The sequence below is a fragment of the Pseudomonas sp. LPB0260 genome, assembly GCF_013388395.1.
Genome location: NZ_CP058247.1, coordinates 5,896,275 through 5,913,629 on the forward strand (window position 1 = coordinate 5,896,275; position 17,355 = coordinate 5,913,629).

The window sequence follows — 17,355 nt, forward strand, 5'->3', positions numbered from 1 at the left end:
CTCCAGGGAGGTGCGTGGGATGCGGCGAGGAAGAAGACAGACCGCCGTTGTGGCGGTCTGTCGACAGGTGTGCGGGTTAGACCGGGAAGTTTGCCCCGGGTTGCCCGCAGGCTAGCCGATGTGGATCGGCGGCAGTTCGGTCAGCTCCACGGTCTGCTGCTTGCGCGGGGCGAGAATCTCGGCCTCGCCATCGACCACCAGCTCGTCGCGCTGGTTGAACACCCGGGTGGCGATGCGCACGCGGAACTTCGGCAGTTTCTCGAGGATTTCCAGGCGCACGGTGAGGGTGTCGCCGAGTTTCACCGGCAGGGTGAAGCGCATGGTCTGGCCCAGGTAGATGGTGCCGGGGCCGGGCAGTTCGCAGGCCACCGCCGCGCTGATCAGGGCGCCACTGAACATGCCGTGGGCGATGCGCTCCTTGAACATGGTGCCGGCCGCGTACTCGGCATCCAGGTGCACCGGGTTGTGGTCGCCGGACATCGCGGCGAACAGCTGGATATCGCGCTCCTCGACGGTCTTGCTGTAGCTGGCGGTCTGGCCGACCTCGAGGGCTTCGTAGGGCGTGTTGCTGGTCTGGGTCATGAGATCTCCTTGGCTTTGCGTGTGCGGTGGCGGCTGTGGTTCAGGGCTTGGTTCAGCCAGCCGATCAGGTAGGCGGTCACCTCGTCGCGGTTGCGCTCGTTGAGCAACTCGTGGCGGGCGTCCGGGTAGGTTTTCAGCTGTACCCGCTTGAGGCCGGCTTGTCGCAGGGCTTCGGACAGGTCGCGCAGGCGCTTGCCGGCGCTGACCGGGTCGTGATCGCCGCCGATCACCAGCAGCGGCAGGTCGCTGTCGATCTGCTCGAGGTGCTGGGTCTGGCTGATGTGCTGCAGGCCGCCGAGCAGGTCGAGCCAGAGCTGGTTGGTGCAGAGGAAGCCGCACAGCGGGTCGTCGATGTAGTTGTCCACCTCCCTGGGGTCGCGGCTCAGCCAGTCGAACGTCGTGCGGTTGGGCTTGAAGGCCTTGTTGAACGAGCCGAAGGACAGCAGGTCGATCAGCCTGCTGCGGCCATGGGCGCCCTGGCGCCAACGCTCGAAGCGCGCCACCAGGCGGGCCAGGCGATAGAGCCAGATCGGCTGGTAGTTGGAGCCCGAGAGTATGGCGCCCTGCAGGCTGCAGCTGTGGTGCATCAGGTAGGCCTGGCCGATGTAGCTGCCCATGCTGTGGCCGAGCAGGAAGATCGGTGTCTGCGGGTGGCGCTGGCGGATATGGTGGTTGAGGCAGGCCAGGTCGCCAATCACCAGGTTCCAGCCGTTGTCGTCGGCATAGTGGCCGAGGCGGCCGTGGCTGGCGGTCTGGCCATGGCCACGCTGGTCGTGGGCGAACAGCTCGTAGCCGGCCGCCGTCAGCGCGCCCCCCAGGCGGTCGTAGCGGCCGCTGTGCTCGGCCATGCCGTGGGCCAGCATGATCACGGCCTTGGGCGGCGCCTCCGGCGACCAGCGGTTCACGTACAGGGGCGTTGCATCACTGCTGTTCAGCCAGAATGCTTCGTGGTGCATGGCGAATCCTTGAGCCTGCGGGAGTCGGCATTGTAGAGGCAGGCCCCGGGCTTTCCCAGCCGCACGAGCGGATCGAGGATTCACGCGATCTATGACGATCGTACCAGTCTTTCCGTGCCGTACTGGAACTGTTAAGTTCGACGCAGATCCTGGCGTGACTCGGCAAGTTCTTGCGCGGTCCCGCTTGGCAGGGGAAATCATCTCGAGGAAGAGGACAATAATAAATGCAGCCTGATTTCTGGAACGACAAGCGCCCGGCCGGCGTACCCAGCAACATCGACCTGGACGCCTACAAATCGGTGATCGAGGTGTTCGAGCGCTCTTGCAAGAAGTTCGCCGACCGCCCAGCCTTCACCAACATGGGCGTGACCCTGACCTATGCCGAGCTGGACCGTCTGTCCGCCGCCTTCGCCGGCTACCTGCAGAAGCACACCGACCTGCAGCCCGGCGACCGCATCGCCGTGCAGATGCCCAATATCCTGCAGTACCCGGTCGCCGTGTTCGGTGCCATGCGCGCCGGGCTGATCGTGGTCAACACCAACCCGCTGTACACCACCCGGGAGATGCGCCACCAGTTCAAGGACGCCGGCGTGCGTGCGCTGGTCTACCTCAACATGTTCGGCAAGCTGGTGCAGGAGGTGCTGGGCGATACCGAGATCGAGTACCTGATCGAGGCCAGGATGGGTGACCTGATGCCGAGCCTGAAGGGTTGGCTGGTCAATACCCTGGTGAAGAAGGTCAAGAAGATGGTGCCGGACTACCAGCTGCCCCAGGCCGTGCCGTTCAAGCAGGCGCTGGCCGAGGGGCACGGCTATGACATCAAGCCGGTGAAGGTCGGCCATGACGACATCGCGGTGCTGCAGTACACCGGCGGCACCACCGGGGTGGCCAAGGGCGCGATGCTGACCCACGGCAACCTGGTGGCCAACATGCTGCAGGTCAATGCCTGCATGTCGCAGCTCGGCGCTGACGGTACGCCGCTGATGAAGCCGGCCCAGGAAGTGATGATCGCGCCGCTGCCGCTGTACCACATCTATGCCTTCACCGCGAACTGCATGTGCATGATGGTCAATGGCAACCACAACGTGCTGATCACCAACCCTCGGGACATCGCCGGCTTCGTCAAGGAGCTGGGCAAGTGGAAGTTCTCCGCGCTGCTGGGCCTCAACACCCTGTTCGTCGCCCTGATGGACCACCCGAAGTTCAAGGACCTGGATTTCTCCCACCTCAAGCTCACCAACTCCGGCGGCACCGCCCTGGTCAAGGCCACCGCCGAGCGCTGGCAGGCCATGACCGGCTGCGCCGTGACCGAGGGCTATGGCCTGACCGAGACCTCGCCGGTGGCCAGCGCCAATGGCTATGGCGACAAGGCGCGCCTGGGTACGGTCGGCGTGCCGGTACCGGGCACGGCGTTCAAGACCATCGATGACGATGGCAACGAAATGCCCATCGGCGAGCGCGGCGAGCTGTGCATCAAGGGGCCGCAGGTGATGAAGGGCTACTGGCAGCGCGAGGAAGCCACGGCCGAGGTGCTGGACGCCGAAGGCTGGTTCAAGACCGGCGACATCGCGGTGATCGACCCGGACGGCTTCGTGCGCGTCGTCGACCGCAAGAAGGACATGATCATCGTCTCCGGCTTCAACGTGTACCCCAACGAGATCGAGGACGTGGTCATGGCCCATCCCAAGGTCGCCAGTTGCGCGGCCATCGGTGTGCCCGACGAGAAGTCCGGCGAGGCGGTCAAGCTGTTCGTGGTACCGCGCAGCGGCGACCTCAGCGTCGAGGAGCTCAAGGCCTACTGCAAGGAAAACTTCACCGGCTACAAGGTGCCCAGGCACATCGTTTTCAAGGACGCGCTACCTATGACCCCGGTCGGCAAGATCCTCCGTCGCGAACTGCGCGATATCGCCTGATCCCTCCCAGGCTGGCGCCACCCGTGGGTGGCGCCAGTTCATCCCTACCCGTTCTGCTGGCGCCAAGCCGCGACAGGTTCGTCGGCTCTGCCTGCCGCACGCGGCACGCCGCTCGGCATTTGCGGCATGCTGCCCAGGGAGGCGATTGTCGGGCAATCTGGCAGCCCTCTCGATAAGTGACCAGAAGATGCTTTTCTGGTCACTTATGGACCTTTCGGGCTGATTTCGGTGCTAGTCGGCCTCTGGCAAAGCTGCTACTCTCGGCTCGCCTTGTGGCCGCCTGCACGGCGGAGAAACAGGCCAAAACAACAAACAACCGCCTTCGCGCGGTGCAGATCAGCTGTCGCTTAGGAGTGGGCTTCCATGACCGAGAATTTTTGGAAGGATAAGTATCCCGTTGGCATCGCTGCCGAGATCGATCCCGACCAGTACCCGAACATCCAGGCGGTACTGCAACAGTCCTGCCAGCGCTTCGCCGACAAGCCCGCGTTCAGCAACCTCGGCAAGACCCTGACCTACGGCGAGCTGTACCAGCTGTCCGGTGCCTTCGCCGCCTACCTGCAGCAGCATACCGACCTCAAGCCGGGCGATCGCATCGCCGTGCAGCTGCCCAACCTGCTGCAGTACCCGGTGGTGGTATTCGGCGCCATCCGCGCCGGCCTGGTGGTGGTCAACACCAACCCGCTGTACACCGCCCGGGAAATGGAACACCAGTTCAACGACTCCGGCGCCAAGGCGCTGGTCTGCCTGGCCAACATGGCCCACCTGGCCGAGCAGGTGGTGCCCAAGACCGGGGTCAAGACGGTCATCGTCACCGAGGTCGGCGACATGCTGGCGCCGCTCAAGCGCCTGCTGACCAACAGCGTGGTCAAGTACGTGAAGAAGATGGTGCCGGCCTATAGCCTGCCCCACGCCGTCAAGCTCACCGACGCCCTGGCCAAGGGCCGGGGCCAGGCGGTCACCGAGGCCAACCCGGCCAGCGGCGATGTCGCCGTGCTGCAGTACACCGGCGGTACCACCGGGGTGGCCAAGGGCGCCATGCTGACCCATCGCAACCTGGTGGCCAACATGCTGCAGGCCAAGGCGCTGCTGGGTGCCAACCTCGTCGAGGGCGGCGAAGTGGTGATCGGGCCGCTGCCGCTGTACCACATCTATGCCTTCACCTTTCACTGCATGGTGCTGATGCTGACCGGCAACCACAACGTGCTGATCACCAACCCGCGGGATCTGCCGAGCATGGTCAAGGACCTGGGCAAGTACCGTTTCACCGCCTTCGTCGGCCTCAACACCCTGTTCGTCGCCCTGTGCAACAACGAGGCGTTCCGCGCCCTGGACTTCTCCGCCCTGAAGCTTACCGCATCCGGCGGCATGGCCCTGCAGCAGGCCGTCGCCGAGCGCTGGAAGGAAGTCACCGGTTGCTCGATCTGCGAAGGCTACGGCATGACCGAAACCAGCCCGGTGGCTTCGGTCAATCCGGCGGCCAACATCCAGATGGGCACCATCGGCATTCCGGTGCCCTCGACCCAGTGCAAGGTCATCGACGACGCCGGCAACGAGCTGCCGCTCGGTTCGGTGGGCGAGCTGTGCATCAAAGGGCCGCAGGTGATGAAGGGCTACTGGCAGCGCCAGGAAGCCACCGAGGAGATCCTCGACGCCGAGGGCTGGCTGAAGACCGGCGACATCGCGCTGATCCAGGAAGACGGCTACATGCGCATCGTCGACCGCAAGAAGGACATGATTCTGGTGTCCGGCTTCAACGTCTACCCGAACGAGCTGGAAGACGTGCTGGCGACCCTGCCGGGCGTGCTGCAGTGCGCGGCCATCGGCGTGCCGGATGAGAAGTCCGGCGAGGCGATCAAGCTGTTCGTGGTCGCCAAGCCAGGCGTGACCCTGACCAAGGAGCAGGTGATGGAGCACATGCGCGCCAACGTCACCGGTTACAAGATGCCCCGGGCCGTGGAGTTCCGCGAGGTGCTGCCGACCACCAACGTCGGCAAGATCCTGCGCCGCGAACTGCGCGACGAGGAACTGAAGAAGCTGGCCAAGGCCAGCTGAGGCCACTGCGCCTGAAGAAGCCCCGCCCAGCAGGCGGGGCTTTTTCGTTTTACGCGCGTCGCGGTCGGGGGCCTGCGCTGCTCAGGGGGGCCATCGCCGGCGGCCCGGGCGCATGCGGCGGGGAAATCTGCGACAATCGCCGGCCAATTTTCCCTGTCGAGGTGGGTGCGGTCCGCGCCCACCCCGCATGAGCGCGCCACGGCAACCGATGACCGACCAGACTCCCGCCTTCGACCTCCTGCTGAAAAACCTCGATCAGGCGCTGATCGCCGACCGCCATCGCCTGCGCCGCCAATTGCACGAGTTGCGCAAGCAGGCGCAGCCGGACCAGGCCAAGCTGGCGCAGTGGCTGGAACGCTTCCAGGCCTCCGCCGCCAAGGTCGAGGCGCGCCGCCTCAGCGTGCCCGGCATGCGCTACGACGATGCCTTGCCGATCGCCGCCAAGCGCGAGGAGATCAAGGCCGCCATCGCCGCGCATCAGGTGGTGGTGATCGCCGGCGAGACCGGCTCGGGCAAGACCACCCAGCTGCCGAAGATCTGCCTGGAACTGGGCCGCGGCACCCACGGGCTGATCGGCCATACCCAGCCGCGGCGCCTGGCGGCGCGCAGCGTGGCGACGCGGGTGGCCGAGGAGATCGGCACCAAGCTGGGCGAGCTGGTCGGCTACCAGGTGCGCTTCGAGGACCAGAGCAACGAGCGCAGCCTGATCAAGCTGATGACCGACGGCATCCTGCTGGCCGAGACCCAGCACGACCGTTTCCTCGACAAGTACGACACGATCATCGTCGACGAGGCCCACGAGCGCAGCCTGAACATCGATTTTTTGCTCGGCTACCTGAAGACCCTGCTGGCCCGCCGCCCCGACCTCAAGCTGATCATCACCTCGGCGACCATTGACCTGGAGCGCTTCTCCAAGCATTTCGGCGGGGCCGGCCTTCCGGGCGCGCCCATCGTCGAGGTATCCGGGCGCACCTACCCGGTTGAGACCTGGTACCGACCGCTGACCGCCGAGCAGGACGAGGAGGGCAACCGGGTCGAGGAGGACCTCAGCGTCGACCAGGCGATTCTCGCCAGCCTGGACGAGATTGCCGCGTTCGAGAAGAGTGAGGGCAAGCGCCCCGGCGACGTGCTGGTGTTCCTCCCCGGCGAGCGGGAGATTCGCGACTGCGCCGAGGTGCTGCGCAAGGCCAACCTGCGTCTGACCGAGGTGCTGCCGCTGTATGCCCGGCTGACCCCGGCTGAGCAGCAGAAGATCTTCCAGCCCATGGGCGCACGCAAGATCGTCCTGGCCACCAACGTCGCCGAGACCTCGCTGACCGTGCCCGGCATCCGCTACGTGATCGACAGCGGCACCGCGCGCATCAGCCGTTACAGCTACCGCGCCAAGGTCCAGCGCCTGCCCATCGAGGCCGTGTCCCAGGCCAGCGCCAACCAGCGCAAGGGCCGTTGCGGGCGGGTCGAGCCGGGTATCTGCATTCGCCTGTACAGCGAGGAGGACTTCCTCGCCCGCCCCGAATTCACCGACCCGGAGATCCTGCGTACCAACCTGGCGGCGGTGATCCTGCAGATGCTCCACCTGCGTCTGGGCGAGGTCGACGCCTTCCCCTTTATCGAGCCGCCGGATGGCAAGGCCATCAGCGACGGCTACACCCTGCTGCAGGAGCTCTCGGCGGTCAGCCGCGACGGCCAGCTCACCCCCCTGGGCCGTCAGCTGGCGCGCCTGCCGGTGGACCCGCGCCTCGGCCGAATGGTGCTCGAAGGCGCCAGGCAGGGCAGCCTGGAAGAAGTGCTGATCATCGCCAGCGCCCTGTCGGTGCAGGATGTGCGCGAGCGGCCGTCCGATCGCCAGCAGGCCGCCGACCAGGCCCACGCGCAGTGGAAGGACGTCGATTCCGACTTCGCCGCCCTGGTCAACCTCTGGCGCGGCTTCGAGGAGCAGCGCCAGGCCCTGGGCTCCAACGCCCTGCGCAGCTGGTGCCGGAAGAACTTCCTCAACTACCTGCGCCTGCGCGAGTGGCGCGACGCACACCGCCAGCTGGTGCTGATCGTCCGCGACCTGCAACTCGCCGACAGCCGCAAGGTGGATGGCTCCGGTCAACCTAGGGTGGCAGACGCGCGCAGCAAGGGCAGGGTGGACAACGCCGCAGGCTTGTCCACCAAGGCTGACGGCGCCAACCGCGCGCCCGCGCAAGCGGCCAAGGACGAGGCCCAGCAGCGCAGCATCGATTACGCCAAGGTGCACAAGGCGATTCTCTCCGGCCTGCTCAGCCAGATCGGCCAGAAGACCGAGGACGGCGACTACCTCGGCGCGCGCCAGCGGCGTTTCTGGGTCCATCCCTCCTCGGGGCTGGGGCGCAAGCGCCCGCAGTGGATCATGACCGCCGAGCTGGTCGAGACCAGCAAGCTGTTCGCGCGCATGGTGGCCAAGATCGAGCCGGACTGGATCGAGCCGCTGGCCGGCCACCTGATCAAGAAGAACCACCTGGAACCGCACTGGGAGAAAAAGCGCGGCCAGGTGGTGGCCTACGAGCAGATCACCCTCTACGGCCTGATCGTGGTCGGCCGCCGTCCGGTGCACTACGGCCCCATCGACCCGCCGGTAGCGCGTGAGCTGTTTATCCGCGAGGGCCTGGTCGGCGGCGAGATGCATTCCCGCGCGCGCTGCCTGACGGCCAACCGCCAGCTGCTGGAGAAGCTCGATGAGCTGGAGGCCAAGGCCCGCCGGCGCGACATCCTCGCCGACGAGGAAACCCTGTTCGCCTATTACGAGGCGCGCCTGCCGGCGGAGATCTACCAGAGCGCCAGCTTCGACAGCTGGTACAAGCGTGAGAGCGCCCAGGACCCGCAGCTGCTGATCATGCGCGAGGAGGATGTGCTGGCCCGCGACGCCCGCGAGGTCACCGCCGCCCAGTACCCGGACAGCCTGCGCCTGGGCGAGCTGCAACTGCCGCTGTCCTACCACTTCGAGCCCAATCACCCGCGCGACGGCGTGACCCTGCGGGTGCCGGCGCCGCTGCTGCCGCAGCTGCCGGCCGAGCGTCTGCAGTGGCTGGTGCCGGGCCTGCTGGAGGCCAAGTGCATGGCCCTGGTGCGTGGGCTGCCCAAGGCGCTGCGCAAGAATTTCGTGCCGGTGCCGGATTTCGTCGGCGCCGCCCTGGCCAAGATCGGCTTCGCCGTCGGCAGCCTGCCCGAGGCCCTGGGCCGCGAGCTGCTGCGCATGACCGGCGTGCGTGTGCCGGAGGAGGCCTGGGCCGAGTCCGATGCGCAGCTGGAACACCACCTGCGGATGAACATCGAGGTGGTCGACAGCCAGGGCAAGCCGCTCGGCGAAGGCCGCGACCTGGCCGAGTTGTGCGCGCGCTTCAGCGCCGCCAGCCAGGCGGCCCTGGCCATCCCCCAAACCGACAAGGCGCCGAAGGCGGTGGAGGCCAAGGCCTTCACCCAGGTCGCCGAGAAGGCTCAGCAGAAGATCGCCGGTCTGTCGATGACCGTCTACCCGGCGCTGGTCGAGGAGGGCGGCACGGTCAAGGAAGGCCGCTTCCCGACTCAGGCCGAGGCCGAGTACCAGCATCGCCGCGCCTTGCAGCGCCTGCTGTTGCAGCAACTGGCCGAGCAGGCCAAGTTCCTCCGCGGCAAGCTGCCGGGGCTGACCGAGCTGGGCCTGCTGCACCGCGAGATCGGCCGCATCGAGGCGCTGGTCGAGGACATCCTGCTGGCCAGCCTGGACGCCTGCATCCTCGAGGGCGAAACCAGCCTGCCGCGCGACGGCGCCGCCCTGGCCGCCCTGGCCGAGCGCAAGCGTGGCGACTGGACCGCCCACGCCGAACGCCTGGCCCGCCTGACACTGGAAATCCTCAAGCTGTGGCACGGCCTGCAGAAGCGCTTCAAGGGCAAGATCGACCTGGCCCAGGCCATGGCCCTCAACGACATCAAGCAGCAGCTGGCCAATCTGGTGTATCCCGGCTTCGTGCGCGAGACCCCGGGCGAATGGCTCAAGGAACTGCCGCGTTACCTCAAGGCCATCGAGCAGCGCCTGGACAAGATCGGCGCCCAGGTGCAGCGCGACCGGGTGTGGAGCGGCGAGCTGGCAGGCTACTGGGAGCAGTACCAGGCGCGTCTGGGCAAGCACGCCCAGGAAGGCAAGCGCGACCCGCAGCTGGTGCTGTACCGCTGGATGCTCGAGGAATACCGGGTGTCGCTGTTCGCCCAGCAGCTGGGCACCAAGATGGCGGTGTCCGACAAGCGCCTGAGCAAACAATGGAGCGCGGTCGAAGCCTGACCGCGGGAGGAGTCCCAGATGTTCGAAATTCAGCCCATGAGCCCCGAGCACTACCGCCGGCAGACCCGCCGCAGCACCCTGGTGATCGTGCTGCTGTTCCTGCTGCTGGCCATGCTCTGCGCCACGGCCAGCAGCCAGCTGTTCGGCACCCCCGGTGGCGACAACTTCAAGTGGAACCTGATCGGCGTGCTCGCCGGCCTGGCCCTGACTGTCGCCTTCGTGCGCCTGCAGCTGTGGTCGCGGCCGTTCATGGCAGCGGCGGTCTATGGCTGGCGGCTCAAGCGCAGCCTGCTGCGCGTGACCAACCAGATGCACCAGGTCAAGGCCGGGGTGGCGCGGGGCGACGCGCAGGCCATGCAGCTGTTGCGCTTCTACCACCTGGGCCTGACCCAGATGCACCAGCTGGATGGCAACAGCGGCGAACTCAGCCAGCTGGTGCGGGAGATCGACGCGCACCGCGAGGCCATGGCGCAGCGCGGGCTGGACCCGCAGCAACAGCCCCTCGATCCGGCCTGGCTGGAGGCGGTCAAGGGCTTTAAGTGAGGCGCTGGTGACAGGCCGGCGTCGATCCGTTGCGGGCTATCACAGAGGCCGGTGGACAAGTAAGCGTTGTCCACCAGTGGTCACCGAGGCGACCTCGCTGATACCGGGTAGGGTGCGCCACGCGCACCGTCAGGCATTTTCGGCGCTGGGGCGATGGGGCGATGGTGCGCAGGGCGCACCCTACGGTTCGACCGGTGAAGCAGGGTGGAGAACCGCACGCCTTGACGCTCAAGGGGCTCGGTTGGCCCCGGCCTTGCCGTTGGCCCCGCGCCAGCCGATGCCCGGCGGGCGGCGTTTGATCGGCTGGGATTTGACGATTGCCGTGCTGGTCTGCGCCTTGTCGGAAATGCGGTCGAGGATGTGGTCGAGCTGGTCGATCGAACGCAAGTGCAGGCGGGCGATAAAGCAGTCGTCGCCGGTGACCTTGTCGCACTCGCAGAACTCGGCGGTGTCCTCGATCAGCTTCTGCACCGTGTGCAGCATGCCCGGCATGGGCTTGATCCGCACGATGGCCTGCAACTGGTAGCCCAGGGCCCTGGGGTCTATCTCGATGGTGAAGCCGCGGATCACCCCGCGCTCCTCCAGCCGGCGCACCCGTTCCGAGGTGGCGGGCGAGGACAGGCCGACCTGGCGGGCCAGTTCCTTGAGCGATACCCGCGAGTCCTGCAGCAGCATTTCGAGGATCTTCTGGTCGAGTTCGTCCAGCATTTTCGCTGCTCCATAAAAAGTGCCAGTTAACCTTATAAAGTTAGGTTTATCTTGTTTTTAGCCTTTTTCAAGTCATGTGAATTGGCCTGGCTCCATAATATCTTAGCCTCTGACAACTGACGGAGGTGCTCCATGAACAGCACGACGCGTGGCTCGGTCGAAATGACCGCCGCAATGATAATTTCCGGGACCATTGGCTGGTTCGTTCTCTACTCCGGTCAGCCGGCCATGGACGTGGTGTTCTGGCGCTGCGCCATCGGTGCGCCGGTGCTGCTGGCCGTGTGCGCCGCCCTCGGCCTGCTGCGCGGCCAGTTGACGCCGCGCCTGCTGGCGTTCGCCGCGCTGGGCGGGGTGGCGATCGTGCTCAACTGGCTGCTGCTGTTCGCCGCCTACCCACGCGCCTCCATCTCGATCGCCACGGCGGTGTACAACACCCAGCCGTTCATCCTGGTGGGGCTCGGTGCGCTGTTCCTCGGCGAGCGCCTGACCGCGAACAAGCTGATGTGGCTGGGCCTGGCCTTCGCCGGCATGCTGCTGATCGTCCAGGCCAAGCCGAATGCCGGCTACGTGGGCAGCGACTACCTCGGCGGCGTCCTCCTGGCCCTGGGTGCGGCGTTCTTCTACGCCCTGGCCGCGCTGGTCGCCAAGAAGCTCAAGGGTACGCCGCCGCACCTGATCGCGCTGATCCAGGTGTGCGTCGGCACCCTGATGCTGGTGCCGTTCGCCAACCTGGCGCAGCTGCCCAGCGATGCCGCCAGCTGGGGCGCCCTGGTGACCCTTGGCGTGGTGCATACCGGGCTGATGTACATCCTGCTGTACGGCGCCATCCAGAAGCTGCCGACCCACCTGACCGGGGCGCTGTCGTTCATCTATCCGGTGGTGGCGATCCTGGTCGACTACCTGGCCTTCGACCACCGCCTGCACCCGCTCCAGCTGGTCGGCACCGCCGCCATCCTGTTGGCCGCTGCCGGCATGACCCTGGGCTGGTCGTTGTGGAAGAAGGCCGAGCAGCCGGCGAATGCCAACGGTTGAGCGGCTGAAGCGCAGCGCTGGCGGTTATTGCAGGCCGAAGCCGGCCAGCTCCTGAGTCGAGAGCACGCGCATCTTATGCGGCTCGATGCGCTGCATCTCGTCCGCCAGGCGGCCGGGAAGGTTCATTTCGCGGAAGTAGGCACTCGGGCTGTAGCGTTCGCCGCGGTGGACGGCCTGCGCCAGGGCCGAGTCGCCACTGGGGAAGCGCGGCCGGTGCAGGCCTACGTGGCCGCGTACGGTCTTCTTGTGGCCGGCGGCGAGCAGGTAGATGCAGCTGCCCTGGCAGACGCCGCGGCTGGGCACCAGGGCATCGAAGCCGGTCTCGCGCAGCAGGCGGCCCATGCGGATGGCTTCCGGGGCGCTGCCGCCGATGCTGTCGAGCAGCAGGATCTTGCCGGCGAAGCGACCGGGATTGGCCCGCAGGCCCTTGAGCAGGGCCTCGTAGTCGCCGGGGGCGATGTCCTCGGAGACCTTGGCGATCAGCAGCGGGCCGAGGCGCTTGTGCTGCGCCGCTTCGATCTCGACCCTGGCCAGGGTGGCGGTCGAGCAGAGCGCTGCGGCGAGCAGCAGGGCGGCCTGGATTAGGGCAGTGGGCATGGGCTGGCGCAGTCCTGGAAAGCGGCGGTGCGCAGAAGATACCCGCCGCCGCGGTTCTGCGCACCAGGCGCCAGACAGCGTGCTTCAGTCGCGCTTGGGAATGGCCAGGCCGCGGATCACCGCCGGGCGCGAGAGGAAGGCGTCCAGGGCGCGGTTGACGTGGCTGAAACGCTCGATCTGCACCAGCTCGCCGGCCTCGTAGAAGCCGACCAGGTTGCGCACCCAGGGGAAGGTGGCGATGTCGGCGATGCTGTAGGCCTCGCCCATGATCCAGGCGCGGCCGTCCAGGCGCCGGTCGAGCACGCCGAGCAGGCGCCTGGCTTCCTCGACATAGCGCTGCAGCGGACGCTTGTCCTCGAAGTCCTTGCCGGCGAGCCGGTTGAAGAAGCCGACCTGGCCGAACATCGGGCCGACGCCGCCCATCTGCCACATCAGCCACTGCAGGGTTTCATAGCGTGCGGCGGCATCCTTGGGCATCAGCTGGCCGGTCTTGTCCGCCAGGTACAGCAGGATTGCGCCGGACTCGAACAGCGCCAGCGGCTTCCCGCCGGGGCCGTTGGGGTCGAGGATCGCCGGGATCTTGTTGTTCGGGTTGAGCGAGAGGAACTCCGCGGACAGCTGCTCGTTGCGCTCGAAGCTGACCAGGTGGGGTTCGTAGGCCAGGCCGGTTTCCTCCAGCATGATCGACACCTTGACCCCGTTGGGTGTGGGCAGCGAATACAGCTGCAGGCGTTCGGGCTGCGTGGCGGGCCATTTGCGGGTGATGGGGTAGGCGCTGAGGTCTGACATGGAATTTCCTTTCAACTGGCGGTGGCACGGATCGCTCGCCCTGGCTGGCCCGGGCGAGCGGCTTGGGCCCGCCCCGCGGATGGGGCTGGCAGGCTGCGAGCAGACCACGGTCGGGCCCACGGCGAAAATCGATCGTCCTGCTAGTGGCCATCGGGCTGGCTGATGGCCACCTGGTAGCGGGTTTCCCGCGGCCCTGCGAGCGGGTATCGTGCGCGCATCTTTGCACCGGTAATGGAGAACTCCGATGAGCCTGCATGGCGATTATGACCCGCAGAATATCTTCGCCCAGATCATTCGCGGCGAGGCCCCCTGCTACAAGCTGTACGAGGACGACGACGTGCTCGCCTTCCTCGACCTGTTCCCGCAGGCCCTCGGCCACACCCTGGTGATTCCCAAGCGTGCGGCGGCGCGCAACATCCTGGAGATCGATGCGCAGGCGCTGGCCAAGGTCATGGCGGCGACCCAGCTTCTGGCCAGGGTCCTGGTCGACGAGTTGCAGCCGGACGGCGTGCAGGTGGCGCAGTTCAATGGCGGCCCGGCCGGGCAGACCGTGTTCCACCTGCACATGCATGTGATTCCGCGTTTCGCCGGCCAGGGTCTGGGCATCCATGCGGCCAACAAGGCCGATCCGGCCGAACTGGAGGCGCTGCAGGCGCGCCTGGTCAAGCGCCTGGCGGGTTGAGGCCAGGCGTTCCCGGCGCCTGCCGCCCGGGCGGCGGCAGAGGCCGGGGAGTGGTCAGCTGGCCAGGGCGAATGCCTGCTTGAGGATGCACCATTCGGCCGGCAGGCGGATCAGGGTGGTGAAGGCGCGGTAGTCGGCGTGCTCGTCGCCGGCATCCAGGCGAACCTCGATGCCGCCGCCGGCTGACTCGAGGAAGTCGCGCACGGCGTCCATGCCGACCCCGCGACCCGACACCTCGGTGACCTGGTCGGCGGTGGAGAAGCCGGAGGCGAAGATCAGGTTGGCGATCTCGCTGGCCGCCGGGCGCGGCGCATCGGCCGGATACAGGCCCAAGGCCACGGCCTTGGCGAAGATCTTGCTCAGCGCCACGCCGCGACCGTCATCGCGCACCGCATAGGTAATCGCACCGTCCGCCTCGGTGGCATCGATGCGGATGCAGCCCTGCGCGGCCTTGCCCTTGGCCAGGCGCTCGTCCGGACCTTCGATGCCATGGTCGATGGCGTTGCGCAGCACATGCATGAAGATGTTGCCGAGCATGCCGCCGGCCTCCTTGCGGATGTGCGCCTCGTGATCGGCGATCAGCACCGTCGGCGCCGGCTTGTCCAGCTCATTGGCCAGCGACTGCACCGAGTCGAGGACATCGGCGATCACCTCCTCCAGCGGAGCGGATTCGAGGGTGACCAGGCTGTGGTAGGTGGCCTTGACGATGCTGCTGACATTGCCCGGCAGCTCGGCTTCGCACAGCGCCGCCATGCTGTCGAGCAGGCGCTTGAGCTGCGCGCGATCGATCTGCATGCCGCCACTCACCTGGCGGTCACGGCCCAGTTTGTCCTTGAAGATGCTGCGGTAGAACTGCAGGGCCCGTTCGGCGTAGGCCAGCTCATCGAGCAGGTCGGCCGGCTGCCACGGCATTTCCTCGTTCTTGCGCAGCTGGTCGAAGGTGTTCTCCACCTGGTGCACGGTGTCGGTGATGTGCTTGAGGCCGTAGGTGCGGGCGTTGCCCTTGACCGTGTGGATGTTGCGGAACAGTTCGGCCAGCTTGCCCTGGTCCTTCTCCTCGGTCTGCTCGATGATCGCCCGGCACTTCTCGACCAGCGTCGAGGAACCGTCGATGAAGGCGCTGAACTTCTCCGCGTCGACCGCGAGGATCTCGCCGATGATCATCAGTTCCTGCTTCTGCCCCTCGGCCTCGGCCTGCAGGGCCTTGAGCGCGGTGACGTCGCGCACGGTGACCATCAGCTTGGTGACCACGTCCTGGTCGTCGACGATCGGGTCCCAGTCCAGTTCGATCAGTTTGTGCGGGCGGCCCGGGAATTCCAGGGTCAGCTCGCCGATCAGCAGGTGCGAGTTGAACTCGTACATCATCGCGTCTTCGCCGACGATGGACGCCACCGCCGTGGAGATGCCGTCGATCATTTCGGCGTTCAGGGTCGAGCGCTTGAGCATGAAGTCGACGAAGTTGCGGTTGGCGATCTCCTTGGTCTCGAAGATGGTCTCCAGGTAGGTCGCGTATTCCGGGTGGATCAGGCCGTTGTCGACGATGGTGAACAGGCCCTGGTGCATGTTGGAGAACATGTTGGCGATGTCCTCGTTCTTCTGCTTGAGGGCGGCGGTGCGTTCCTCGACCTTCCGCTCCAGGGTACGGTTGTGCTCCTCGATCACCTCGACCATGCGGATGTTCTTGATGGTGGTGACCAGCGAGCGCGCCACGGAGGCGACGAACTCATAGTCGCTGTCGGCGAAGTTGACCTTGTCGACCTCGCCGGAGACGTTCATCACGCCGATCAGGATGTCCTTGTCCAGCAGCGGCACGCAGAGCAGGGCCTTGGCCTTCTCCTGCTCGCCGGCCACGTAGGTGCTGTCGCGGCTGGTGTCGGGCACGAAGATCACCCGCTTCGAGGCGGCCGTGCGACCGATCACGCCTTCGCCCAGGGTGAAGGTGATGGCGGCCGGGGCGCCGTCCATCTGCTTGGGCGGCAGGAAGGCCTTGGCTTCCAGCGCGTTGTCCTTGTTGAACAGGTAGACCGAGCCGCGCTCGATGCCGATCTTCTCGCTCATGGCGTGCAGCACCAGGTCCAGGGCGGTGTCCTGGTCGCGGGCGGTGGCCAGGGTGCCGCCGATGCGGTTGAGCTTGGCCAGGTCGACCATCTTCTTGCGGATCGCCAGGCGCATGGAGTTGAAGTTCTGCGAGGCCAGGGCGAGGAGGATGATCATCATCACCAGGGTGCTCTTGAAGCCGAAGCTGACGCTGTCGCCCAGCTCGCTCTGCAGGCGCTCGAACTGCGAGTTGGCGGCGACCAGCACCTGGTCGAGGCCGTCCACCGCCTTCTGCACCGCGGCCTTGGCGCTGTTGAGCTGCTCCCAGGCGGCCTGCGCCTGGGTCAGTTGCTCGCGCTTGTGCTCGATCAGGCTGGGTTCGGTGTTGAGCACCTGGCGCAGGGCGTCGACGCTGGCGTAGGTCGTGTCGACGACACCGGCGCTGTCCATCGGCTTGAACAGCCGTGCGGCCATGTCGAAGCGCGACATCGAATCATTGATGATGAACTCGAAATCCTCCCGCGCACTGTCCAGGCGCGCCAGGTCGTTGCTGGCCTGTACTTCCTCCGCCATCTTGACCACGCCGGCCATCAGGCCGTCCGCCTGGTTGGCGAAGCCCTGGGCCAGGGCCAGGTCTTTTTCCATGTCCTTGCTCGGCGCGCGAGCGTTGACGATCTCCATGAAGGAGAAACCGATGTCGTCGGAACGCTCCATCACCACCGCCACTTCATCGTCCACGGCCTGCTTGGCGACCAGCACCGCCAGCTTGGCCTCGAACATCTGCCGCACCGCGGCGGTGTAGAGCGTGAAGTTGTCCTGGATGTCGGCTACCACGGCAGCCATCTGCGGGTCGGACTGGGCCAGCGCCTCGAGGCGCTGAAAGCCCTCGGCGAAGGCCGTGGCGCCCTTCTCGAAGTCGTCGCGGTAGGGGCGGATCGCCTCTTCGCTGCCGGCGTTGAAGCCCAGGGCACTGAGGTTGGCCAGCTTGAGCAGCTGGATCTGCACCTTGTTGACTTCCGTCACCACCGGCACCGCCTGTTCCTGGACGCGCTGGTTGGAGCCGCTGATGTCGTTGAGATTCCACAGGGACATGCCCCCCGAGATCATCAGCAACGCGAGAATGACGGCAAAGCCTAAGGCGACCTTGTGGTTGAAACTGAGTTTGATTCTGGGCATGTCACA

Annotated in this window: 12 protein-coding genes; 6 read left to right on the top strand and 6 right to left on the bottom strand. The window is 66.4% G+C overall.

Annotated features, from left to right (window positions below):
• Positions 1-111 precede the first annotated feature (111 nt).
• On the bottom strand, positions 112-582 hold the full coding sequence (locus LPB260_RS26445) for a MaoC family dehydratase (RefSeq protein ID WP_208708860.1): 471 nt from the start codon (positions 580-582) through the stop codon (positions 112-114).
• Positions 579-1,538 (bottom strand): alpha/beta hydrolase, encoded by a 960-nt coding sequence (locus LPB260_RS26450; RefSeq protein WP_208708861.1) that lies wholly within the window; start codon positions 1,536-1,538, stop codon positions 579-581. Before LPB260_RS26450 ends, LPB260_RS26445 begins: the two co-directional genes overlap by 4 nt.
• Before the next feature lie 224 nt (positions 1,539-1,762).
• Between LPB260_RS26450 and fadD2 the strand changes: the two genes are divergently transcribed.
• From fadD2 to LPB260_RS26470, 4 genes are all read left to right on the top strand, one after another.
• Positions 1,763-3,451 carry a long-chain-fatty-acid--CoA ligase gene (gene fadD2, locus LPB260_RS26455; RefSeq protein WP_208708862.1) on the top strand — a complete coding sequence of 563 codons (1,689 nt, stop codon included), beginning with the start codon at positions 1,763-1,765 and terminating at the stop codon, positions 3,449-3,451.
• Positions 3,452-3,814: 363 nt separating this feature from the next.
• Positions 3,815-5,506, top strand: coding sequence for a long-chain fatty acid--CoA ligase (gene fadD1, locus LPB260_RS26460; RefSeq protein WP_208708863.1), 1,692 nt, complete (start codon positions 3,815-3,817; stop codon positions 5,504-5,506).
• A gap of 208 nt (positions 5,507-5,714) precedes the next feature.
• On the top strand, positions 5,715-9,785 hold the full coding sequence (hrpA, locus tag LPB260_RS26465; protein WP_208708864.1) for an ATP-dependent RNA helicase HrpA: 4,071 nt from the start codon (positions 5,715-5,717) through the stop codon (positions 9,783-9,785).
• Positions 9,786-9,803: 18 nt separating this feature from the next.
• Positions 9,804-10,328, top strand: a complete 525-nt coding sequence (locus LPB260_RS26470) for a DUF3087 domain-containing protein (protein ID WP_208708865.1) — start codon at positions 9,804-9,806, stop codon at positions 10,326-10,328.
• A gap of 228 nt (positions 10,329-10,556) precedes the next feature.
• On the opposite strand, the gene LPB260_RS26475 is transcribed toward LPB260_RS26470, so the two are convergent.
• Positions 10,557-11,036: an Lrp/AsnC family transcriptional regulator gene (locus tag LPB260_RS26475; protein WP_208708866.1), complete on the bottom strand. Its 480-nt coding sequence runs from the start codon at positions 11,034-11,036 to the stop codon at positions 10,557-10,559.
• Positions 11,037-11,168: 132 nt separating this feature from the next.
• On the opposite strand from LPB260_RS26475, the gene LPB260_RS26480 reads away from it, so the two are divergent.
• Entirely contained in the window at positions 11,169-12,068 is a 900-nt protein-coding gene (locus LPB260_RS26480) for a DMT family transporter (protein ID WP_208708867.1), read from the top strand.
• A 24-nt stretch (positions 12,069-12,092) separates the two neighbouring features.
• Here LPB260_RS26480 and LPB260_RS26485 read toward each other — a convergent pair whose 3' ends face one another.
• Positions 12,093-12,665: a hypothetical protein gene (locus LPB260_RS26485; RefSeq protein WP_208708868.1), complete on the bottom strand. Its 573-nt coding sequence runs from the start codon at positions 12,663-12,665 to the stop codon at positions 12,093-12,095.
• Positions 12,666-12,749: 84 nt separating this feature from the next.
• On the bottom strand, positions 12,750-13,454 hold the full coding sequence (locus tag LPB260_RS26490) for a glutathione S-transferase N-terminal domain-containing protein (RefSeq protein WP_208708869.1): 705 nt from the start codon (positions 13,452-13,454) through the stop codon (positions 12,750-12,752).
• 244 nt (positions 13,455-13,698) lie between these two features.
• Between LPB260_RS26490 and LPB260_RS26495 the strand changes: the two genes are divergently transcribed.
• Entirely contained in the window at positions 13,699-14,136 is a 438-nt protein-coding gene (locus tag LPB260_RS26495; protein WP_208708870.1) for an HIT family protein, read from the top strand.
• A gap of 54 nt (positions 14,137-14,190) precedes the next feature.
• Here LPB260_RS26495 and LPB260_RS26500 read toward each other — a convergent pair whose 3' ends face one another.
• Complete coding sequence (locus tag LPB260_RS26500) at positions 14,191-17,349, bottom strand: GAF domain-containing protein (RefSeq protein WP_208708871.1); 3,159 nt, start codon at positions 17,347-17,349, stop codon at positions 14,191-14,193.
• Positions 17,350-17,355 lie beyond the last annotated feature (6 nt).

Coding starts and splice junctions, on each gene's coding strand:
- LPB260_RS26485 (WP_208708868.1), bottom strand. CDS start 12,665: ATGCCCACTGCCCTAATCCAGGCCGCCCTGCTGCTCGCCGCAGCGCTC.
- LPB260_RS26475 (WP_208708866.1), bottom strand. CDS start 11,036: ATGCTGGACGAACTCGACCAGAAGATCCTCGAAATGCTGCTGCAGGAC.
- LPB260_RS26490 (WP_208708869.1), bottom strand. CDS start 13,454: ATGTCAGACCTCAGCGCCTACCCCATCACCCGCAAATGGCCCGCCACG.
- LPB260_RS26495 (WP_208708870.1), top strand. CDS start 13,699: ATGAGCCTGCATGGCGATTATGACCCGCAGAATATCTTCGCCCAGATC.
- fadD2 (WP_208708862.1), top strand. CDS start 1,763: ATGCAGCCTGATTTCTGGAACGACAAGCGCCCGGCCGGCGTACCCAGC.
- fadD1 (WP_208708863.1), top strand. CDS start 3,815: ATGACCGAGAATTTTTGGAAGGATAAGTATCCCGTTGGCATCGCTGCC.
- hrpA (WP_208708864.1), top strand. CDS start 5,715: ATGACCGACCAGACTCCCGCCTTCGACCTCCTGCTGAAAAACCTCGAT.
- LPB260_RS26480 (WP_208708867.1), top strand. CDS start 11,169: ATGAACAGCACGACGCGTGGCTCGGTCGAAATGACCGCCGCAATGATA.
- LPB260_RS26470 (WP_208708865.1), top strand. CDS start 9,804: ATGTTCGAAATTCAGCCCATGAGCCCCGAGCACTACCGCCGGCAGACC.
- LPB260_RS26445 (WP_208708860.1), bottom strand. CDS start 582: ATGACCCAGACCAGCAACACGCCCTACGAAGCCCTCGAGGTCGGCCAG.
- LPB260_RS26450 (WP_208708861.1), bottom strand. CDS start 1,538: ATGCACCACGAAGCATTCTGGCTGAACAGCAGTGATGCAACGCCCCTG.
- LPB260_RS26500 (WP_208708871.1), bottom strand. CDS start 17,349: ATGCCCAGAATCAAACTCAGTTTCAACCACAAGGTCGCCTTAGGCTTT.